Origin of the sequence: Salinigranum rubrum (assembly GCF_002906575.1) — an archaeon.
Lineage (GTDB): Archaea > Halobacteriota > Halobacteria > Halobacteriales > Haloferacaceae > Salinigranum > Salinigranum rubrum.
Genome location: NZ_CP026309.1, coordinates 381,054 through 399,270 on the forward strand (window position 1 = coordinate 381,054; position 18,217 = coordinate 399,270).

Annotated in this window: 19 protein-coding genes; 6 read left to right on the forward strand and 13 right to left on the reverse strand. The window is 67.5% G+C overall.

Features of this window, described 5'->3' with window-relative positions; all coding sequences use genetic code 11:
* Positions 1-90: 90 nt before the first annotated feature.
* The 4 genes from C2R22_RS01850 to C2R22_RS01865 all read right to left on the reverse strand — a co-directional run bounded on the left by C2R22_RS01850 (position 91) and on the right by C2R22_RS01865 (position 3,627).
* Complete coding sequence (locus tag C2R22_RS01850; protein WP_103424065.1) at positions 91-276, reverse strand: HVO_0416 family zinc finger protein; 186 nt, start codon at positions 274-276, stop codon at positions 91-93.
* 144 nt (positions 277-420) lie between these two features.
* A complete protein-coding gene (locus C2R22_RS01855) occupies positions 421-1,947 on the reverse strand; it encodes a carboxypeptidase M32 (RefSeq protein WP_103424066.1) in 1,527 nt (508 codons plus the stop codon).
* Positions 1,948-2,016: 69 nt separating this feature from the next.
* Positions 2,017-3,102: a M20 family metallopeptidase gene (locus C2R22_RS01860; protein ID WP_103424067.1), complete on the reverse strand. Its 1,086-nt coding sequence runs from the start codon at positions 3,100-3,102 to the stop codon at positions 2,017-2,019.
* 78 nt (positions 3,103-3,180) lie between these two features.
* Positions 3,181-3,627, reverse strand: coding sequence for a VOC family protein (locus tag C2R22_RS01865; protein WP_162562332.1), 447 nt, complete (start codon positions 3,625-3,627; stop codon positions 3,181-3,183).
* A gap of 157 nt (positions 3,628-3,784) precedes the next feature.
* On the opposite strand from C2R22_RS01865, the gene C2R22_RS01870 reads away from it, so the two are divergent.
* Positions 3,785-4,276, forward strand: coding sequence for a DUF2243 domain-containing protein (locus C2R22_RS01870; RefSeq protein ID WP_162562333.1), 492 nt, complete (start codon positions 3,785-3,787; stop codon positions 4,274-4,276).
* Positions 4,277-4,385: 109 nt separating this feature from the next.
* Here the strand turns inward: C2R22_RS01870 and C2R22_RS01875 are convergent, their stop codons facing one another.
* Complete coding sequence (locus C2R22_RS01875) at positions 4,386-5,195, reverse strand: manganese catalase family protein (RefSeq protein WP_103424070.1); 810 nt, start codon at positions 5,193-5,195, stop codon at positions 4,386-4,388.
* A gap of 200 nt (positions 5,196-5,395) precedes the next feature.
* Here C2R22_RS01875 and C2R22_RS01880 point away from each other — a divergent pair, with 200 nt between their 5' ends.
* Positions 5,396-7,243: a PINc/VapC family ATPase gene (locus C2R22_RS01880; protein ID WP_103424071.1), complete on the forward strand. Its 1,848-nt coding sequence runs from the start codon at positions 5,396-5,398 to the stop codon at positions 7,241-7,243.
* Between the two features lie 9 nt (positions 7,244-7,252).
* Here the strand turns inward: C2R22_RS01880 and C2R22_RS01885 are convergent, their stop codons facing one another.
* Positions 7,253-8,965, reverse strand: a complete 1,713-nt coding sequence (locus tag C2R22_RS01885) for a flippase activity-associated protein Agl23 (RefSeq protein WP_103424072.1) — start codon at positions 8,963-8,965, stop codon at positions 7,253-7,255.
* A 178-nt stretch (positions 8,966-9,143) separates the two neighbouring features.
* Positions 9,144-9,431, reverse strand: coding sequence for a MarR family transcriptional regulator (locus C2R22_RS01890; protein ID WP_103424073.1), 288 nt, complete (start codon positions 9,429-9,431; stop codon positions 9,144-9,146).
* A gap of 102 nt (positions 9,432-9,533) precedes the next feature.
* On the opposite strand from C2R22_RS01890, the gene C2R22_RS01895 reads away from it, so the two are divergent.
* The gene (locus C2R22_RS01895; RefSeq protein WP_103424074.1) at positions 9,534-9,848 is read left to right on the forward strand and encodes an EMC6-like membrane protein; all 315 of its coding nucleotides are present in this window, start codon (positions 9,534-9,536) and stop codon (positions 9,846-9,848) included.
* A complete protein-coding gene (locus C2R22_RS01900; protein WP_103424075.1) occupies positions 9,848-11,677 on the forward strand; it encodes a ribosome biogenesis/translation initiation ATPase RLI in 1,830 nt (609 codons plus the stop codon). Before C2R22_RS01895 ends, C2R22_RS01900 begins: the two co-directional genes overlap by 1 nt.
* 372 nt (positions 11,678-12,049) lie before the next feature.
* Here C2R22_RS01900 and rtcA read toward each other — a convergent pair whose 3' ends face one another.
* The 4 genes from rtcA to C2R22_RS01920 form a co-directional block, all read right to left on the reverse strand.
* On the reverse strand, positions 12,050-13,051 hold the full coding sequence (gene rtcA, locus C2R22_RS01905) for an RNA 3'-terminal phosphate cyclase (RefSeq protein WP_103424076.1): 1,002 nt from the start codon (positions 13,049-13,051) through the stop codon (positions 12,050-12,052).
* Between the two features lie 10 nt (positions 13,052-13,061).
* Positions 13,062-13,508: a universal stress protein gene (locus tag C2R22_RS01910; RefSeq protein WP_103424077.1), complete on the reverse strand. Its 447-nt coding sequence runs from the start codon at positions 13,506-13,508 to the stop codon at positions 13,062-13,064.
* A gap of 82 nt (positions 13,509-13,590) precedes the next feature.
* Positions 13,591-14,019, reverse strand: a complete 429-nt coding sequence (locus tag C2R22_RS01915) for a protein-tyrosine phosphatase family protein (RefSeq protein ID WP_162562334.1) — start codon at positions 14,017-14,019, stop codon at positions 13,591-13,593.
* Between the two features lie 52 nt (positions 14,020-14,071).
* Positions 14,072-14,593, reverse strand: a complete 522-nt coding sequence (locus tag C2R22_RS01920; RefSeq protein ID WP_103424079.1) for an archaemetzincin family Zn-dependent metalloprotease — start codon at positions 14,591-14,593, stop codon at positions 14,072-14,074.
* A 39-nt stretch (positions 14,594-14,632) separates the two neighbouring features.
* Here C2R22_RS01920 and C2R22_RS01925 point away from each other — a divergent pair, with 39 nt between their 5' ends.
* Together C2R22_RS01925 and C2R22_RS01930 are read left to right on the forward strand one after the other, a co-directional pair.
* Entirely contained in the window at positions 14,633-15,070 is a 438-nt protein-coding gene (locus C2R22_RS01925; RefSeq protein WP_103424080.1) for a UPF0146 family protein, read from the forward strand.
* Between the two features lie 27 nt (positions 15,071-15,097).
* Positions 15,098-15,439, forward strand: a complete 342-nt coding sequence (locus tag C2R22_RS01930; RefSeq protein ID WP_103424081.1) for a hypothetical protein — start codon at positions 15,098-15,100, stop codon at positions 15,437-15,439.
* 56 nt (positions 15,440-15,495) lie between these two features.
* Here C2R22_RS01930 and C2R22_RS01935 read toward each other — a convergent pair whose 3' ends face one another.
* Both C2R22_RS01935 and C2R22_RS01940 read right to left on the reverse strand, forming a co-directional pair.
* On the reverse strand, positions 15,496-16,062 hold the full coding sequence (locus tag C2R22_RS01935) for a thiol-disulfide oxidoreductase DCC family protein (protein WP_103424082.1): 567 nt from the start codon (positions 16,060-16,062) through the stop codon (positions 15,496-15,498).
* On the reverse strand, positions 16,059-16,787 hold the full coding sequence (locus C2R22_RS01940; protein ID WP_216824781.1) for a YqjF family protein: 729 nt from the start codon (positions 16,785-16,787) through the stop codon (positions 16,059-16,061). The genes C2R22_RS01935 and C2R22_RS01940 overlap by 4 nt, the downstream gene beginning before the upstream one ends.
* Positions 16,788-18,217 lie beyond the last annotated feature (1,430 nt).

The window sequence follows — 18,217 nt, forward strand, 5'->3', positions numbered from 1 at the left end:
CGTTCGGGACAGACGACGCGTACCTCCCGGTGCCGGTTCGATACCGACGCCGAAAGAAGAACGCGGGGCCGTACGACGTGTCGCGACGGCTCAGGTGCTCGGGTTCCATCCGCAGACCGAACACCGGTTCGCGGAGGTGTCGTGGAGTCCGCCGCACTCCGGGCACTGAAGCTTGTTATACGACTGGTCCCAGCGTACCGGTGTCGTCTCGTGTCCGCGGTCCGAGAGGAACTGATCGAACACTTCGTCTTCGAAGTCGCTGGGTTCGGCTGCCATACGAGCCATGGTACGGCGTGACGTTACTTATGTCTACTGTTGCCATGGTACCCTTTCGCACTACGGTGCGGTTCGCGTCACGTTCGCGCGGTGTTGTGCGTCCGGGACGGAACGCACGGGTGATGGGGACGGGTCCGGGGGGATTCAGACGCGTTCGAGGTCGTACAGCGCGCCGTACTTCTCGGTGACGTAGTCGGTGAAGGCGTCGGCCGAGAAGTCCTCGCCGGTGGCTTCTCTCACCAGTGCGTTCGTCTCGTAGCGCTGGCCGTGGCGGTGGACGTTCTCGCGGAGCCACTCGCGCAGGGTGTCGAACTCGCCCTCGCGGGTCAGCGCGTCGACGTCGCCCAGGTCGGCCTCGGCCGCCTGGAACAGTTGTGCGGCCATCGCGCTCCCGAGCGAGTACGTCGGGAAGTAGCCGAACGACCCGTGCGACCAGTGGATGTCCTGCAGACACCCCTCCGCGTCCGTCTCGGGACGGAACCCAAGATACTCCTCCATCTTGTCGTTCCACACCTCGGGGACGTCCTCGACGCTCAGTTCGCCCGCGATGAGCGCGCGCTCGATTTCGAACCGGAGGACGATGTGGAGGTGGTAGGTGAGTTCGTCCGCTTCCACCCTGATGGGGTTGTCCTCGTACACCTGGTTCACCGACTCGTACGCCTCCCGCGGCGTCATCTCCTCGATAGTGGGGAAGTACTCGGCCATCGTCGGGAGGAACCGCTCCCAGAACGCCTGCGAGCGCCCGACGTGGTTCTCCCACAGCCGCGACTGCGACTCGTGGACCGACAGCCCCCGGTGTTCGCCCAGCGGCGTCGCGTACGCGTCGTCGGGCAGACCGAGGTTGTACGTCGCGTGCCCGAACTCGTGGATGGTCGCGGTGAGCGCGTCGATGGGGTCTTCGGCCTTGAACCGGGTCGTCACCCGGGCGTCGAACTGCGTCCCGGTCGAGAAGGGGTGCGAGGAGGTGTCGAGTCGACCGCGCTCCCACGGGTAGCCGAGCATCGTCAGCGCCTCCCGGGCGACCTCTTCTTGCACCTCGGTGTCGAACTGCCCCGAGAACGCGTCGGTCGTGATGGGCGTCTCCGAGTCTCGAATCTCGTCGATCATCGGGACGAGCGTCTCGCGGATTTCGGTCAGAATCTCCTCGGCGCGTTCGAGCGAGAGACACGGCTCGTAGTCGGCGAACAGCACCTCGTAGGGGTCGGCGTCGGGGTCGACGTGTTCGGCGTACTGCCGCTTGAGGTCGACGAGTTCCTCGACGTGCGGGGCGAACTGCGACCAGTCGTTCTCCGCCTTCGCCTGCTCCCAGATGGGCAGCGCCTCCGACGTCTTCTGTGAGATGCGTTCGACGAGGTCGGTCGGGACGCGCACGGCGCGTTCGTAGTCTCGACGCACCTCGCGGACGACCGCCTCCCGCTCCGGCGAGAGCGTCTCTCCTTCCAGTTCGTCGAGGAGGTCACCGACCTCCTCCTCGGTGAGCAGTTCGTGCTGGAGCGCCGACAGCGTCGACAGTTGCTGTGAGCGCGCCGGCGTTCCCCCCTCGGGCATCATCACCTGTTGGTCCCACGAGAGGAGCATCGACGCCGCCTCGACGTTGTTGATCCGCTTTACCTTCGAGAGGAGTTGGTCGTACGCCTCGGGCGTCTCTGCGGTGGAGGGTTCGGTCGCCATACCTCCCCATGGGAGGCCGCGGCTATCAACTCCGTGCTTCCCGTCGTGGCTCCGGCATCGAACCGGTGCTCACCCGAACCGCTCTGCGACCCCGCGGTAGATTCGGTAGCACCGTTCTACCACGGCAAGGCTCACCGACTCGCCTTTCGTGTGCGCCTCTCCCGGTTCGGCCGCCCCGCAGACGACACAGGTCGTCCCGGTGTCGGCGAGCCACCCCGCGTCGGTCGCGTGCGGCTTCACGACGTGCTCTGGAGCCCCGTTCTGCGCCTCGGCGGCGGCGTCGAGAACCAGGTCAGCGAACGCCGCGTCGTCACAGGCCATCGGCGGCAGGTCCTGGTCGACGCGCCACTCGACGCCTGCTATCTCCTCGACCCGCTCCAGCGGCGCTCGCACCCCCGGGACGGTCCGCTCGTCGACCGTCACCTCACACCGGTCGGGGATGACGTTCCACGCCGTCCCGCCTTCGATTTCGGTGACGGCGACGCTCCCTTCCATCCAGTGGCCGAGCACCTCCGTCTCGGGGAACGCGAACCCGCGAACGACGTCCACGGCGTCGCAGGCGCGGTAGACGGCGTTCGTCCCCGACTCGACCTCGCTCGCGTGGGCGGCCTCGCCGCGAGCGACGAGCGTGCTCCCCCGCCGTCCCTTGTGCGCGACGGCGACGTCGGTCACCCCGGGCGCGGAGTAGCCGGTCGACCCCTCGCCGACGACGGCGTAGTCGACGTCGAACCCCGAATCGAGCGCGGCCCGCGCGCCGATGCCGCCCTGCTCCTCGCCGACGAACGAGACGAACAGGAGTTCGCTCCCTCCCGGCGTCGCGTCCCGAAACGCGCACATCGACGCCGCGACGGCACCCTTCATGTCTGCCGTCCCGCGGCCGTACAGCCGACCGTCGCATTCTTCGACGACGTACTCGTCGCCGTCGATTTGACGCTCCGCGGGCGGGACCACGTCGTGGTGACCGACGAGCGCGAGTGACGTTTCGCCCGACCCCCGGCGGGCGATGACGTTCCCCGACTCGTCGCGCGTCACGTCCGCATCGGTGTTCGCGCGGAGCCAGTCCTCGATGGCGTCGCCCACCTCGGTCTCGTCCTCGTGGCTCGGTACCGAGACCAGCGACCGGGCCAGTTCTCCGACGTCCGCTGTCGTGTGCATACCCGTTCGTCGGTCTGGTCGCTCTTGAATACGGTCCCGTCCTCCGCTCGGCTCCGCGCTCCGTCGCCGGCCCCTCGGTCAGCCGTCCCGCTCGAACAGGTCGCCGAGAGCGTCGTACTCGTAGGTGGTCAGTTCCAGCGCGTGCCCGTACGGGTCGGTGACGTAGATGGACGCGGAGCGGTCGTGGTCGACGACGTCGCCCGCGGTGACCCGCTCGCCCGTCGCGTCGAACAGCGGTTCCTCGTCGAGTCGGTCGAGAAACGCGCGGAACCCCGCCGCGTCGACGCTGAAGGCGACGCGGTACTCGTCGAGTCCGGTCGTCGGTTCGCCAGCGAACAGCGCGAGCTTCGTCGCCCCCTCGTCGCTCGAAATCATCAGCGGCCCACCCGGGTCGTCGCCCCACGACTCGTACTCGTCGAGGACGCTCAGCCCGAACACGCGCTCGTACCACTCGGCCGCCTCGCGTCGGTCGGGGACGGTCAGTTCGACGTGGTCGATTCCGGAGACTCGAACGTCGTCGGTCATTGACTGACAGGCGCGGGCACGGCCGAAAAAGGTTCGTCCGAGACGCGCCCTCGGACGCCCCGTCCGTGCGCTCGCAGCCTGGACGGGAGCGACCGTCGCTCGCGGGCTTGCACTGTCCGGCCTCGTCTTCTTGGCTCGCCGGGGCGAGCGTGAGTCCATGGCGCTCTCCACGCGGTTCGACCGGCCGCTCGTCGTCGCCGGCGGGGTCATGGGGTTCGGACTGGGCGGACTGCTCGACGTGCTCCTGTTCCACTTCGTCCTCCAGGAACACCACCTGATCTCCGGGCTGGTCGACCCGACCACGAGGGCCGGGCTTCGGCTCAACCTCGTCGCCGACGGCCTGTTCTGCCTGGCGATGCTCGTCGTCATGGGCGCCGGGTTCGTTCTCCTCTGGCGTACCGCCCCCCGCTCCGACGTCCCGTGGTCGGCCAGTCGATTCGTCGCGGCGACGGTGCTCGGGACGGGCGCGTTCAACCTCTACGACGGCGTCGTCGACCACTACGTGCTCGGACTCCACCACACGACGTTCCCCGCGCTCGACGCCTACGACCTGGTGTGGGTCGCCGGGAGCCTCGTCCTCCTGCTCGCCGGTGCCGCCGCCCTGCGGGCGGAACGGAGCGAGCGTACCGGGTCGACAAGAGGGCTGTAGTCGTCGGCGTCGTCGACACATCAGTCCGGTCGGCGTCGGAGCGGCGGCAGCCACGGCCGTGTGATGTCGGTGTCGGTGTCGGTGTCGGTGACTCGCTCCGCGGCCGCGTTCAGTTGACCTCGTTGTACATCCGTTCGAGCATCTCCTTCACGTCGGGTTCGCCGCCGCCGGGCTGGTACCCGTAGGAGAACTCGCCGTTGCCGTCGGGAGACGTCCCGCTGGTCCAGGGCTGGTCGGGGTCCTCGTGTCGGTCGCGGAACGTCGACATGAACTCGTAGTTGACGTCCTGGTTCTCCTTTTCCTGCGGGAAACTCGCCGGGACGGGGACGTGGTCGTCGAGGCTTTCGAGCGCGGCGTGCCACTGGTTCTGGTGCATCGTGTCGCGGGCGATGAGGTACTCGAGCATCTCCTTCATCCCCCGGTCGTCGGTCATCTCGTACAGACGGGTGGCGAGGAGGCGACCGGTCGACTCGGCCATGACGTTCGCGTACAGGTCCGCGGCGAGGTTGCCGCTGGCGACGACGTAGTTGCCGGTGAAGGGGACGCCGTTGCTGTCGACCGGCATCGCGTGGAGCCCCGCCGAGAGCGCCTGTCGCGGCTGCCCGCCGTCCATCATCGCGGCGATGACGGAGTCGCTTCGCGCCTCCTCACGGAGGTGCTCGGGCGCGCCTTCGAGGTTCTTCGTGACGGCCGTCGCGAGCATCTCGATGTGACCGAGCTCCTCCACCGCCGTCTCCATCAGCAGCGTCCGGTACTCCTTTTTGTCCGTCGGCACGGCGAACGCCTGGAACATGTACTGCAGGGCGACGCGCATCTCGCCCTCGGCCCCGCCGATGGCCTGCTGGAGCATCTTCGCGAAGTACGGGTCCGGCTCTTCGACTTCGACCTCGAACTGGAGTTCGTCGTCGTGGTAGAACACGACTAGTAGCCGGTCTGTTACTATCAAACCACTGTTCCCTGCACCTGCTGTCCGTCGTCAGCTCTCCGCGCCGTCGGTCGCTGAGAGGGTGACGACGGGACCTGTCGCACGCGGCTCACGTGGGGGACGACTCACACCCGGCGAACGGCCTGCGAGTGCGGGTAAACACCCTTATCTGGCTTCCGACTGAACGACGGGATATGAAGATACTGCCGGACACGAGCGCGGTCATCGACGGCCGCGTGTCCGAGCGCGTCGACGACGGGTCGTACGACGGAGCCACCGTCTACGTCCCCGAGGCGGTCGTCGGCGAGCTCGAGTCGCAGGCCAACGACGGCCACGACACCGGATGGGACGGACTGTCGGAACTGCAGCGACTCGCCGACCTCGCGGACGCCGGCGACATCGCCCTCGAGTACGTCGGCCGACGGCCGACCGCACAGGAACAGCGCGCCTCGTACGAGGGCGACATCGACGCCCTCATCCGTGACCTCGCGGCCGAACACGGCGCGACGCTTCTCACCAGCGACGCCGTCCAGGCGGAGGTCGCCCGGGCGAAACAGGTCGACGTCGAGTTCGTCGAGGCGCGAGTGCGTGGCTCCGGCGACCTGATCATCGAGGAGTTCTTCGACGACGAGACGATGTCGGTCCACCTCAAGACCGACACCCGCCCGAAAGCGAAGCGCGGCGCGCTCGGCGATATGCACTACGAGACCATCCGCGACGAGGTGTCGGACGAAGCGACGATGAAGGCGTGGGCCGACGACATCGTCAACTCCGCGCGCTCCTCGCCGGACGGCTTCATCGAACTCGACGAACCGGGGATGAAGATCGTCCAGTTCCGCGACTATCGGATCGCCGTTGCGCACCCTCCGTTCGCGGACGGCGTCGAGATCACCGCCGTCAGACCGATCGCCAAGACCGACCTCGACGACTACGAGTTCGCCGACGAACTCCGGTCGCGACTCAAGGAGCGCCAGCGCGGCGTTCTCATCTCGGGGTCGCCGGGGGCGGGTAAATCGACGTTCGCCCAGGCCGTCGCGGAGTTCCTCAACGAGTCGGACTACGCGGTGAAGACGATGGAGAAACCTCGGGACCTTCAGGTCGGTCCCGAGATCACCCAGTACACCGCTTTGGATGGAGAGATGGAGAAGACGGCCGACTCCTTGCTCTTGGTCCGCCCGGACTACACCATCTACGACGAGGTGCGGAAGACGAACGACTTCTCGGTGTTCGCCGACATGCGCCTCGCGGGCGTGGGAATGGTCGGCGTCGTCCACGCCACCCGCGGTATCGACGCCCTCCAACGGCTAGTGGGCCGCGTCGAACTCGGGATGATCCCGCAGGTCGTCGACACCGTCGTCTACATCGAAGCCGGGAAGGTCCACACGGTGTACGACGTCACCACCGAGGTGAAGGTGCCGGAGGGACTCACCGCCGAGGACCTCGCCCGCCCGGTCATCCAGGTGACCGACTTCGAGACGGGCCGTCCCGAGTACGAAATCTACACGTTCAACCGGCAGGTCGTCACCGTCCCGCTCTCGGATGGGAACGCGGACGAGTCCGGCGTCGACCGCCTCGCCCGCCAGGAGATCGAACGCGAGATACGCTCTATCGCCCGCGGCCACGTCGACGTTCAGTTGGAGGGGGGGAACAGGGCCGTCGTCTACGTCGACGACGACGACATCTCCTACGTCATCGGGAAGGGCGGCGGACGCATCTCCGACGTCGAGGACCGGCTAGGCATCGACATCGACGTCCGCACCCACGACGAGAAGCCCGCCGGGTCCTCGTCGAACTCCTCTCCGTCCTCCGGCGGCCCGGTCGAGGGAACGGTCGTCACGCCAGAGGTCACCTCGCGGCACGTCGTCATTCGGATGGACGAACACGTCGGCGAGACGGTCGAGGTGCGCGCCGACGGCGACTACCTGTTCACCGCCACGGTCGGGCGGGGCGGCGACATCCAGGTCTCGCGCGGGAGCGCCATCGCCGACGAGTTGGAGCAGGCCATCGACCGCAAGCAGCGCATCACGGTCGTCTCGGCCTGACGCGCTCGGTCACTCACGCGGTCGGCTCTCGCCGCTCTCCGGCGTCCGAACGAAGAACACCGTCTCCCGTCCGGGGGCGCGGAGGTCGACACGCCGCGTCTCGTAACCGTCGAGCAGCGGCCTGATCTCCCCGCTGTCCTCGACCGTCGAGACGACCAGCGCCGGCTTCCCTTCTCGAAGACGGGCGTCGAGCGCCTCCGAATCGGCCGCACACGTCGCGTTCAGGTCCGCGCGGACGACGTACCAGTGCAGCGGGAGCGCCTTCTGCAGGTCGGTACACGGCGGCGGGATGGGGCTGTCGGCCCCGGTGGCGACGAACGTCTCGCCGTAGAAGACGACGTCCGTCCCTGAATCCGGGCCGCTCGCCGCCCGCTCGAACACGGGACGGAACTCCCCGGTCGGCTGGGCGTACTGGACGAGCGGGTTCTCGGCGGATTGGGAGTCCAGATAGGTCGCCGTCGCGGCGGTGACACCGACCTGTCCGACCACGAGCAACAGCGCGACGGCGACGACTCCCGCCCGAACCCGGTCGCCCGACTCGAACGCCCTGTGACCGCGGCGGGCGACGAACGCGAGGCCGACGGCCGCGGGGACGGCCAGCGGAACGAGCGCGTTCACCGTGATCCACGCGCCGTAGATGTCGGTCCCGAGGGGGTAGCCGACGACGCTGACGAACCCCCAGTAGGCGGCGAACAGCACGAGCGGGCGAGGGTCGGGTGTCGCGTACCGTTCGAGGAGGAAGCCGCCGACGGCGAACACCGACAGGGGACCGGCCGCGAGCGCGAGCGTCCGGAGAAACCGTCCCAGAAAACAGCCGTAGGCGGTCACGACGCTGTCCTTGTGACACCCTGGCTCCGTGGTGCCGCCGAACCAGTACGACAGTCCGTTCCCGACGTCCGTCACCGTCGCGTCGACGACGGTCGGAAACAGCGTCGGCCGTCGGAACGCGTCCCACAGTCCGACGCCGTCGGGGACGCGCGGGGCGAAGAGGAAGAACGTGACGAGCAGCGCGACGGCGACGACGCCGACGGCGTGCCCCGCGAGCGCCAGGTGGCGCCGATTCGGGTTCCGGACCGCGGCGACCACTCGCCGTCCGCGCCGTCGGAGCACGTCGACGCCGGTTCCCTCGCCCTGGGGCCGGAACAGTTCGTGGTCGACGAGCAGTGCCGTCGCGCCGACCCAGACGAGCAGGTAGACGAGCGCGTTCTCCTTCGCGGCGAAGCCGAGCGCGACGAGGACGCCCGCCGCGTACACGTACCGGACCCGGCGGGTGTCGACCGCCCGGACGAGCGCTCCGAACGCGACGAACGCGCACGCGGCGACGAGGAGCGTGCTCCGGAGGAAGCGCGAGTAGTAGAGCAAGACGGGGTTCAGAGCGAGAAGCGCCGCGAGCGCGACGACCTCTCCGTCTCGAAGTCGCTCGCGGAACAGGAGCGCGGCGAGCGGGAGCAGACCGCCGACGACGGCGACGGGGAGGCGGGCGACGGCGTCCGTCGGGCCGAGGAGGCCGAACAGGGCGGCGTCGAGGTGCTGGACGAGCGGGCCGTGGACGATGTACCGGTAGGAGATCGCGCCGGTCTCGTGGTAGCGGAGCGCCCAGTACGCGACGCGCCCCTCGTCGAAGTGGGCGACGCGCGCGCCGAGCGCGGGGACCCTGAGCGCGAGCGCGACGCACGCGATGACGACCACGACCTGACGCGCGTCCCACGTGTCCTCGGTCATACCGACCACTCGTCCACCGGGTAGATGTAGCTCCTTGAGGGTACGACGGCGATTTTACTCATCGAGGTGTCGGAGATGTCGGTCGCCTACGGCTATCGAGCACGGTCGGACTGACGGTGGGCGAGTGTCTCCGGGGGACCGAACGGGAGGGAGACGGGGATCAGGCGGTCAGGTCGCGTTACTCGGCGGCGCAGGCTTCGGCGTCGGCTTCCTCGCCGCTTTTGAACTCGTCGGCGGTCTCGTTGAGTTGGTAGAGGTTCTGCCGGGCGTCGGCGAAGTAGACGTCCTCGTCGACGATGCCGATGCCCTCCAGGCGTTCGAGGGCGTATCGAACCGTCCGGGCCGACAGCATCGATTCCTCGACGATTCCCTTCTGGGTGAGTGGGCCGTTGTATTCGAGAACTTTGAACACGAGTTTCGCGCTCGGTGGGAGGTCGTCGAGACTCTCCTCGTCGGATCCAGCCATTGAATCGTTCGAGACGCGCCACGGGCATAAAGGTTGATAGAACGCCCTGACGGCAGCGAGCGGAACGAACGGCTTTTGACGCGCGCTCTCGCACGGGCACATATGGCTACGGAAACGCAGACCGGCCTCTCCAAACATCTCCGGGGAGTGACCGTCACCACGCTCGCCTGTCTGGCAGGCGTCGCGGCGGCGGTCGTGTCGGGCGTCGTCGTCGGGACGGACCCAGCGTCGGCCACGAACCGGCTGACGCTCGGCGTCCTCGCCGGCTTCATCGCCCTGCAGCTTCCCGTCCTGCGCGTCGTCGGGGTGGACGTCTCCGACTTCGGGGCGAAGGACTACCTCTACGTCGGCTTCATGACGTTCAGCCTGTGGTTCATCACCTTCGCGATCATGCTCACCGCGGGCGTGACCCTCTGATGGCCGACGACAGCATCGCGGTGGTCGACCTCGACCGCTGCCAGCCCGACCGGTGTAACTACGAGTGCGCGAAGTACTGCCCGCCCAACCGCACGGGGAAGGACTGCATCGTCACCCGCGGCGACCACTACGAAGAGGACGAACCGTACGAGGGCGACCCCGACCAGATCAGGATTTCCGAGGAGATCTGTCTCGGGGAGACCTGCGGCATCTGCGTGGAGAAGTGTCCGTTCGACGCCATCGAGATCATCAACCTCCCGACCGAACTGGACGAAGACCCCGTCCACCGCTACGGCGAGAACGCCTTCGCGCTCTACGGGTTACCGGTCCCCGACGCGGGCACCGTCACGGGCATCCTGGGACCGAACGGCATCGGGAAGTCGACGGCGGTCCACATCCTCGCGGACGAACTCGTCCCCAATCTGGGTAACTACGGCGACGAACCCGGGTGGGAGCCGGTCCTCGACCGCTACCGCGGCTCGGGATTGCAGAACTACATCGAGGCGCTCTTGGACGACGAGGTGACCGTCGCCCGCAAGCCGCAGTACGTCGACCAGATTCCCAAGCAGTTCGACGGCAAGACGAACGAACTCCTCGCCGCCACGGACGAGCGGGGCGTCCTCGACGAACTCGTCGACCGCCTCGGCATTCGGCCCGTCATCGACCAGCCCATCGACACCCTCTCGGGAGGGGAACTTCAGCGGGTCGCGCTCGCGGCAACTCTGGCGAGAGACCGCGACTTCTACTTCCTCGACGAGATTACCCCCTACCTCGACATCGGTCAGCGCGTCACCGCCGCCCGCCTCATCCAGGAACTGGCCGAGACCGAGGACCGGGCCATCCTCGTCGTCGAACACGACCTCGCCATCCTGGATCTCCTGGCGGATTCGCTCCACATCGGCTACGGCCGACCGGGCGCGTTCGGTGTCATCACCGACCCCAAGAGCGTCCGGAACGGCATCAACGAGTACCTCAAGGGCTACCTGACCAACGAGAACATGCGCATTCGGCCCGACGCCATCACGTTCGAGGAACACGCCCCGCGAGAGACGACGAAGAGCGCGCCCCTCGTGGAGTACCCCTCGCTCGAAAAGTCGTACGGCGAGGGAGAGTTCTCGCTCGGCGTCGAGGGCGGGACCATCTACCACTCCGAGGTGCTGGGCATCGTCGGCCCGAACGGCATCGGGAAGTCCACCCTGGCGAAGCTGTTCGCCGGCGAACTCGAACCCGACACGGGCGAACTCGACTTCCGACTCGACATCGCCTACAAGCCCCAGTACATCGAGATCGACCAGCCGATGCGCGTCGACGCCTTCTTGTCCTCCATCACGAGCGACTTCGGCTCCTCGCTGTGGAAGACCGAAATCGCCGGACCGCTCCAGCTAGAGCGGATCATGGAGCAGAACCTCTCGGACCTCTCCGGCGGGGAGCGCCAGCGCGTCGCCATCGCCGCCACCCTCTCTGAGGACGCGGACCTCTACGTGCTGGACGAGCCCTCGGCGCACCTCGACGTCGAACAACGGGTGAGAGCGACCACCGCGATTCGACGCTACGCGGAGAACCACGACGCGACCGTGATGGTCATCGACCACGACATCTACATGATCGACCTGCTGGCGGACCGGCTGATGGTGTTCGACGGCGAACCCGCCGTCGAGGGTCACGCCGAGACGCCCCAGGAGATGCGCGAGGGCATGAACGACTTCCTCTCGGACCTCGACATCACCTTCCGCCGCGACGAGCGGACGGGCCGTCCCCGCATCAACAAGCCCGACTCCCAGCTCGACCGGAAACAGAAGAAGGCGGGCGAGTACTACTACGCGCCCTGACCCTCCAACCCTCGGCGTCGCGCCGACGGCGTCACCTGTTCTCCACTCGCGCGATACGACCGACGAGAGACGCGTTCGACACGGCGCTCGCTCCCGACCGCGGCGCGACGGAGGCCGACGTCGAGTACGGCTATCGAGCGTCACGTGCTCCCGAAGCGCGCCTCGCCGGCACGTACGGCCGCGTGAACGGACGCGTGGCTCGAAGGAGCCTCCCGTTCGTGTGCCCTGCCAGAAAACTCAGGATGGTGGAGGCCGATTCGTTCGTCGACGGGTCGACGAGCCGTCCGAGTCCGGTCTCTACAGCCAGCCTGCCCCCTCATCTCACGGGTCGTCCGTGTCGCTCGGGCGGTCCGTCGGTCCCGTCGTTTTCGCTCACTCTCGTTCGACCGTGACGCCCGCGCCGTCCGCCCGCGTCCGCAGGTCGTGGCCGAAGGCGTCGACCAGCGACAGGTTCGTCCGGAGGTGTGACGTCCAGTGCGGCGCGGTGACGACCCCACCCGCGAGCGCCAGCGGGAGGACGAGTTGGTCGGCGAGGTACCCGTCGACGGCTCCTGGCCCCTGGCGCCACGACTCGAACGCGTCGACGGCTTCGTCGGCGACGTGCTCCGCGGGCACTCCCTTCTCGCCGAGCGCGTCGAACCCCGCCCGCGTCTCGCCGGCGACCGAGAGCAGGAGCGCGAAGCCGGGGCAGTCGGTCTCGGCGTACGTCGCGTGCGTCTCGACCAGGGGGACGGACAGCCGTTCTCGAACTCGGTCGAGCGCGCGCTCGCAGACCTCGGCGTCGGCGAGGTTGCGCGCGGCGACGGCGTGGGCGCTCGCGACGAGGTCCCCACGGGTGTCACACGAGAGCGGTCGGAGCGACGAGGGGGCCACGTGGAGGGTCGCCCGTCCACCTCCGGTGGGGTAGAAGCCGCGTCGTTCCAGACGCACCGCCGCCGCGAGGCCGACGCGAGCGAGCAACGGGAGCTTGACGCCTCGAAAGAAGTCGAACGTCGGCGCCCACTTCACGTCGGTGCCCCCGCTCGCGGTGAGGGTGATCGGTTCGTCGATTTCCGCGGCGAACGGGAGGACGGTGTCGAAGACGAGCGCGACGCTGCCGGCGGTGCCGACGTCGACGGCCACGTCACCTCGCGGTGCGTGCGCCGGGGCGAACGTCAGGCGCTCTGATCCCGCGTCGGCCCCTTCGACCGTCGCCCCGGTGAGCGCCGCCGCGGCGTCGACGCAGGCGAGGTGCTGTGGTCGGAGACCGGGGTTCGGCCGGTCCGCGCGGACGCCGGTCATCTCGAACGGCTGTCCGCCGAGACAGGACAGCGTCAGCGCCGTCCGGACGAGTTGGCCGCCGCCGTCGGAGCCGTCGAGTTCGAGCGGCGTCACGGTCCCCCGCTCACCGGACGACGGTCACGGGGACGCGCGAGCGTTCGACGAGGCCCTTGGCGACGCTGCCGACGAGCCCCTCGTACTTGCCCGTGAGGCCGCGATGCCCGACGAAGAGCCCCTCGACGTCCGCGCGCTCGGTCACGTTCGGGATGACCTGTAGCGGCGGCCCGTACAGCAGTTCGGTCTCGACCTCGACGCCCGCTTCGGTCGCGTACTCTCGCGCAGATTCGAGAGCGCGCTCGGCGTCGACCTCGGCGTCCTCGACCGCCTCCGCCACGAGTCGCCCGGCGGCGTCGTCGAAGCCGTCCGGTTCGTCGCCGCCGACGTCGACGACGGCCGGTTCCACCGCGGTGACCACGAGGAGGCTCTCTCCGAGGCGTCCGGCGAGGTCGGTCGCGTGCGCGAGGGCGTTGTCGCTCGCCTCCGATCCGTCGACTGCAACGAGAAACGTCATGAGAGGAGGTAGTCCACCGGTGGACTACTACCTGTCGGCGGTTCTCACCGTCTGAAATCGAGCGGGGCGCTCCCTCGTTCACTCACCCGCTCACCCGCTCACTCGCGACGTACTGCCGCACCCGGTCGGCCAGCGCGGGGTGGGGTCCCGACACCCCGCGTGTCGTACTGACCCGTTCGAGCGCCGTCGCGCTCTCGACTCCGTCGACCAGCGCGAGCGCCGCCGCGGCGACGGCGACGCTCCGGGAGGCCCCCGCCGAACAGTGGACGAGCACCCGCTCGCCCTCTGCGAGGAGCGACCGGAGGTCGTCGACCGCCGTCGCGAAGTCCGCGGCGTCGTGTCGGGGGCCGTCGATCAGCGGGCGGTCGAGCACGGCGTAGCCCGTGGCGGGCCGCGCCGGCGAGTCGTGCGTCAACGAGAGGACGGCGGTGACGCCTTCGGCCCGAAGCGCGGCGTGGTCACTCGCGTCGTCCGCGTCGCCGACGAGCAGCGAATCAGTGACGTGGTCCACCGTGGTCCGTTCCCTTCGTTCCCCTTCCAGCCGCTGCAGCGACCGCTCGGCGTCAGCGGACGAGTCGAGAGCAGGTACCGCAGAGGTTCTCCTCCTTGACGTCGACCTCGCGAACCGTCGGCGAGAAGGACATGACGCACTTGGAGTTGTCGCAGTGTTCGAGGCCGAGCGTGTGGCCGATCTCGTGGACGACCTCCTTGCGGACGCGGTCGGCGAACACTTCGCTGGAGGGCTTCGTGGAGATGCCGCCGTCGGAGGTGGTCTGGAGGCGGGCGGTCGAGATGACGGAGCCGTTGCCGTTGAGATACGCGAGTCCGAAGACGTAGTTTCGGCGTCGGTAGTAGAGGTCCTGAGTCGTGATACCGATGTTCTTCTCGGCGGAGCCGACCCGGGAGGCGAGTTCGATGAACTCCTCGGCCCGGTACTGGTTTCGACTGCGATCGTACGCGCCGTCGGGGAGCGACTGCTCCTCGTGGACGGTCACGTCGCAGTCGTAGACGGACCGGAGTCCGGCGGAGGCCTCCCGTTTGACCTGCGCGGGGACGCCCCCGATCGGCACGATGTCGACGAGCATGGACGCACTTAAGCAGGGGTCGGTCATAAACATCCCGCCGTGACTCGTCGGACGACCGCCGCTCTCGCCGATTATCTCTCCCGATACGGCCGGGTCGTCGAGGTCGGCATCGGTCGGCGAACCGACGTCGCCGCGACGCTCGTCGACCGAGGGACCGAGGTGACCGCGACGGACGTTCATCCCCGACCGGTCCCCGACGGTGTCCGGTTCGTCCGCGACGACATCGTCGTCCGCGCCGAGCGCGACGCGCCACCGGGACCGCCGTACGCGGTCGACGCCGTCTACGCGCTCAACCTCCCGCCCGAACTCCACCGTCCGACGCGGGACGTCGCCCACGCCGCGGGTGCGGACTTCCTCTTCACCACGCTCGGCGGCGACCCCCCTACCGTTCCGGTCGAACGGGTGACGCTCGATACGGAGGCCGGAGTGGAGACGCTGTACGTCTCACGACACGACGGGTCGAAGACGGTGCGTTAATCCGCCCTCCCGTCGAACCGTCGTTCGATGGACGCGCTCGTCCACTTCGCCGTCGGTCTCGCCGGTGGTTTGCTCCTCTTGCTCCTGGTCGACTGGCCCCAGCGCCGCGAGTTCCTCGTGACGTTCGGCAGCGGCGTCTGGGCGATGGTCCCCGACGGCCACTGGATGTTCCGCGAACTCGGCGTCGACGCCGTGGCGAACGTCTGGCGGGCCGCGCACGCGACGCCCCTGGCGAACCTCTTCTGGTTCCACCGCGTCCTCGACCTCGCCGAGACCGGCCGCCCGAAGGTCGAGATGGGCGTCGCGCTCTTCGGACTGTTCGTCGTCGTCGGCGTCTACTACGCAGTCAACGACTGGGACGCGGACTGACACCGACTCTTGGGACGCTCATCGACGACTCGACGCTCACTCGTGTTCGCTCGCGCTCATTCGACGAACCGTTCCCGTAGCTCCGGCGTCGGCATCGTGCACTGGTCCTTCCGGCCGAACCACTCGTAGCGGTGCTCGGCGACGAACGCGTACAACCGGTCTCTGACCCGTCGGGGGAGGAGCCAGCCGACGCTCGCCGCCCGGTAGGGACCGCCGAGCAGTTCGCAGACCCGGACGGCCGCGGCCGACCGCGTGTACGCCCGGTTGCCTTCGAGCAGGACGACCGTTTCCAACTCCCCGGTCGGGAGGTCGAGTCGGTCGAGCACGGCCTGCCCGACCGCCGACTGCAACGACGCGAACCTGATCTTCCCTTCGGGGTCGCGCTCGATGACGAACTGGACGGCGCCGTTACAGAGGTTGCAGACGCCGTCGAAGAGGAGGACCGGTCCCTCGTCGACGACCGCTGCGAGGTCGACGTCGGAGTCGCCCCCCCGGCTGACGTCGGCGCTTCCCCCGGTACTGGCGTCGCCGACGCTTGCCGTGTTTTCGCCACCGGTGTCGTCGCCGGCATCACTGTCGCTGCCCACCGCCGGGTCGTCGGCGTTCCCCGTTCGCTCGGTCATGCCTCCGCCTCCACGCTCGTCCGGTCGTTCCTCCCGTTCCACCGGAGGCTTCGAGAGGCGGTGACGTCGATGCCGGGACTGTAGTAGTACACCGGCTCCGACGACGGCTCATCGAAGCCGTTGGCCGCGAACAGCGTGTTCGTCTCCTGCGTGGCGCGTGCCGGATGCAGCGTCCACGGTTCGTGGTCGACGTTGGCGTACCGAACCGCGCCGTCCGACCCCTCGGTGTAGAACCGGTACCGCTCGGTGAGGAAGGCCGCCAACGGGTCCTCGCCCGATTCGAACGCCGGTCCGCTCGGTCGGTACGTCGCCGTGTAGTGGGCCGGGCGGTCGCCGGGGTGGAGACGGCGGCTCACGAAGCGGACGCCGCCGTCGCCGTCGCCCGTCAGCGAGATTCGGGCGTAGTAGTACGGGAGGCGGTGGAAGACGCGCGCGCCGAGGACCGAGAGGACGCCCTGGGCGTCGAGGCTGAAGAAGTAGACGCCGGGGTCGCCGTCGCAGGTGACGTACGTCCGGAGGTTGAGTTCGGGGAGGTCGAGACCCACGGTCGGGGGAAGGCCGCGCGGACGCACGTCGACGTTGGTGAAGGGGACGACCGAGAGCCACGCGTCGCCGTCGAACGTGTCGACGGTCAGGGCGTCGGGGAGGTGTGCGTCGACGGTTGCGGGCGGGACGGGGTAGTTGGCGAAGAGGAGGTGTCGCCAGCCCATCGCGAGTGGAACCATGGTCGGAGGTAGGGAGGCCAGCAGGGTTACCCTTGCGACGCGGACGACCCTTCGGCGGGTTGGCTCTCGTGGAGCGTCTTCGAACGCGGTTCGATCCGCTCGCCGGTTGCGTCGACAGAATCGAATGGACTCGCCGGGATTTGAACCAGAGCCAGACGTGCTCGCTCGTTCCTCGCTGCGCGCGACTGGCAGGGCTCAAATCTCGGCTCGGACAGACACTCCGTCACGCGGCTCACGTAGAGGCGAGCACACGAGATGCTCGCCCGTAGTTCGCCGCGAAAAGTAGTGGACTCGCCGGGAAGGAAAGAGGCCGGGCTCAAGCATGCCTCTCACTCCGGAACCCGATGAACATCGAACTGAAGAGCAGCTCATGACCAATCGGGCAACTGATTCTTTCGAACCGCCATCTTTTCGCGCTCTGTGCGGACGTCGTAGTGACGGTAGAGGACTTTCAACGAGACGTTACATCGATCCGAGACAATATCGGGTTGCGTCGAATGTCGCAGATGCTCACTGATGGATGCTCGCCTGAACGCGTGAGGCCCCCGTTTCTCAGGACATTTCTCGGGATCGGTTGTGCCTTGGCAATCTTCTGGGACTCGTCCCACAGGACATGGTCCGTACTCACATGGACGAGTCATCCGATATGTATTATCGGTGAGTGTAGTGGGGTGAGGTCGACCGTTCCGCGTGGTGATGAGCGGATCTCGACCGAATCTGTCAGTCACGTCGGGGCGATTCGGACTGTTGACGTAGTCTTGGATGATCTGAAAATATTGGGGTTTTAGGTTAACCCAGCGTTCGCCATGCTTCCCATTTTTCAGATACGTGTCTGATTCGGGTCGGTGTTTGAGGACTAAGGCATGGTCGTCCGGTCGGAGGTCGTCGACGTCAAGCGAGTGAAGCGACCCCCGGCGCATTCCTGTTCTCCACAATATGACCGCCATTGCATGATGACGTGAGGCGTATCGGTATCGATTGTGGTACTCGAGTATCTTCCGAACCCGGGAAGAATCGATAACAACATTACTTACCTCCGCACCATCGGGGAGTTCAGGCGCTTGGAGCTTCTCGGCGAGACCTCGTGAAACCGCTTCGAGAGTCACCCAGTATCGGAGAGCCTGCCGCGGCGTTGAGAGCTGTTTTTGGAGGGTGATGGGCTTCACTTCGCCATGTCGCCACTCAACAAAGTCAGAGAGATGCCGACCATTCAGAGAATTCAGATCGGTGATCTCTGCCTGCTCAAACCAATCGGTGAAGTGACCAAGTCGCGTCACTGCATTGTCGTAGGTCGAATCTCTCCATCCGGGCTTCATGTGTCTGAGGAACCTGGAAATTGCCTCATCAAGTTCCAAGGGGACTAGGTCGTCGCTCTTATCTCGTTGATTGTGGGGCATGTATCGTACTTGGTGGATTTGGATAACGTGAGC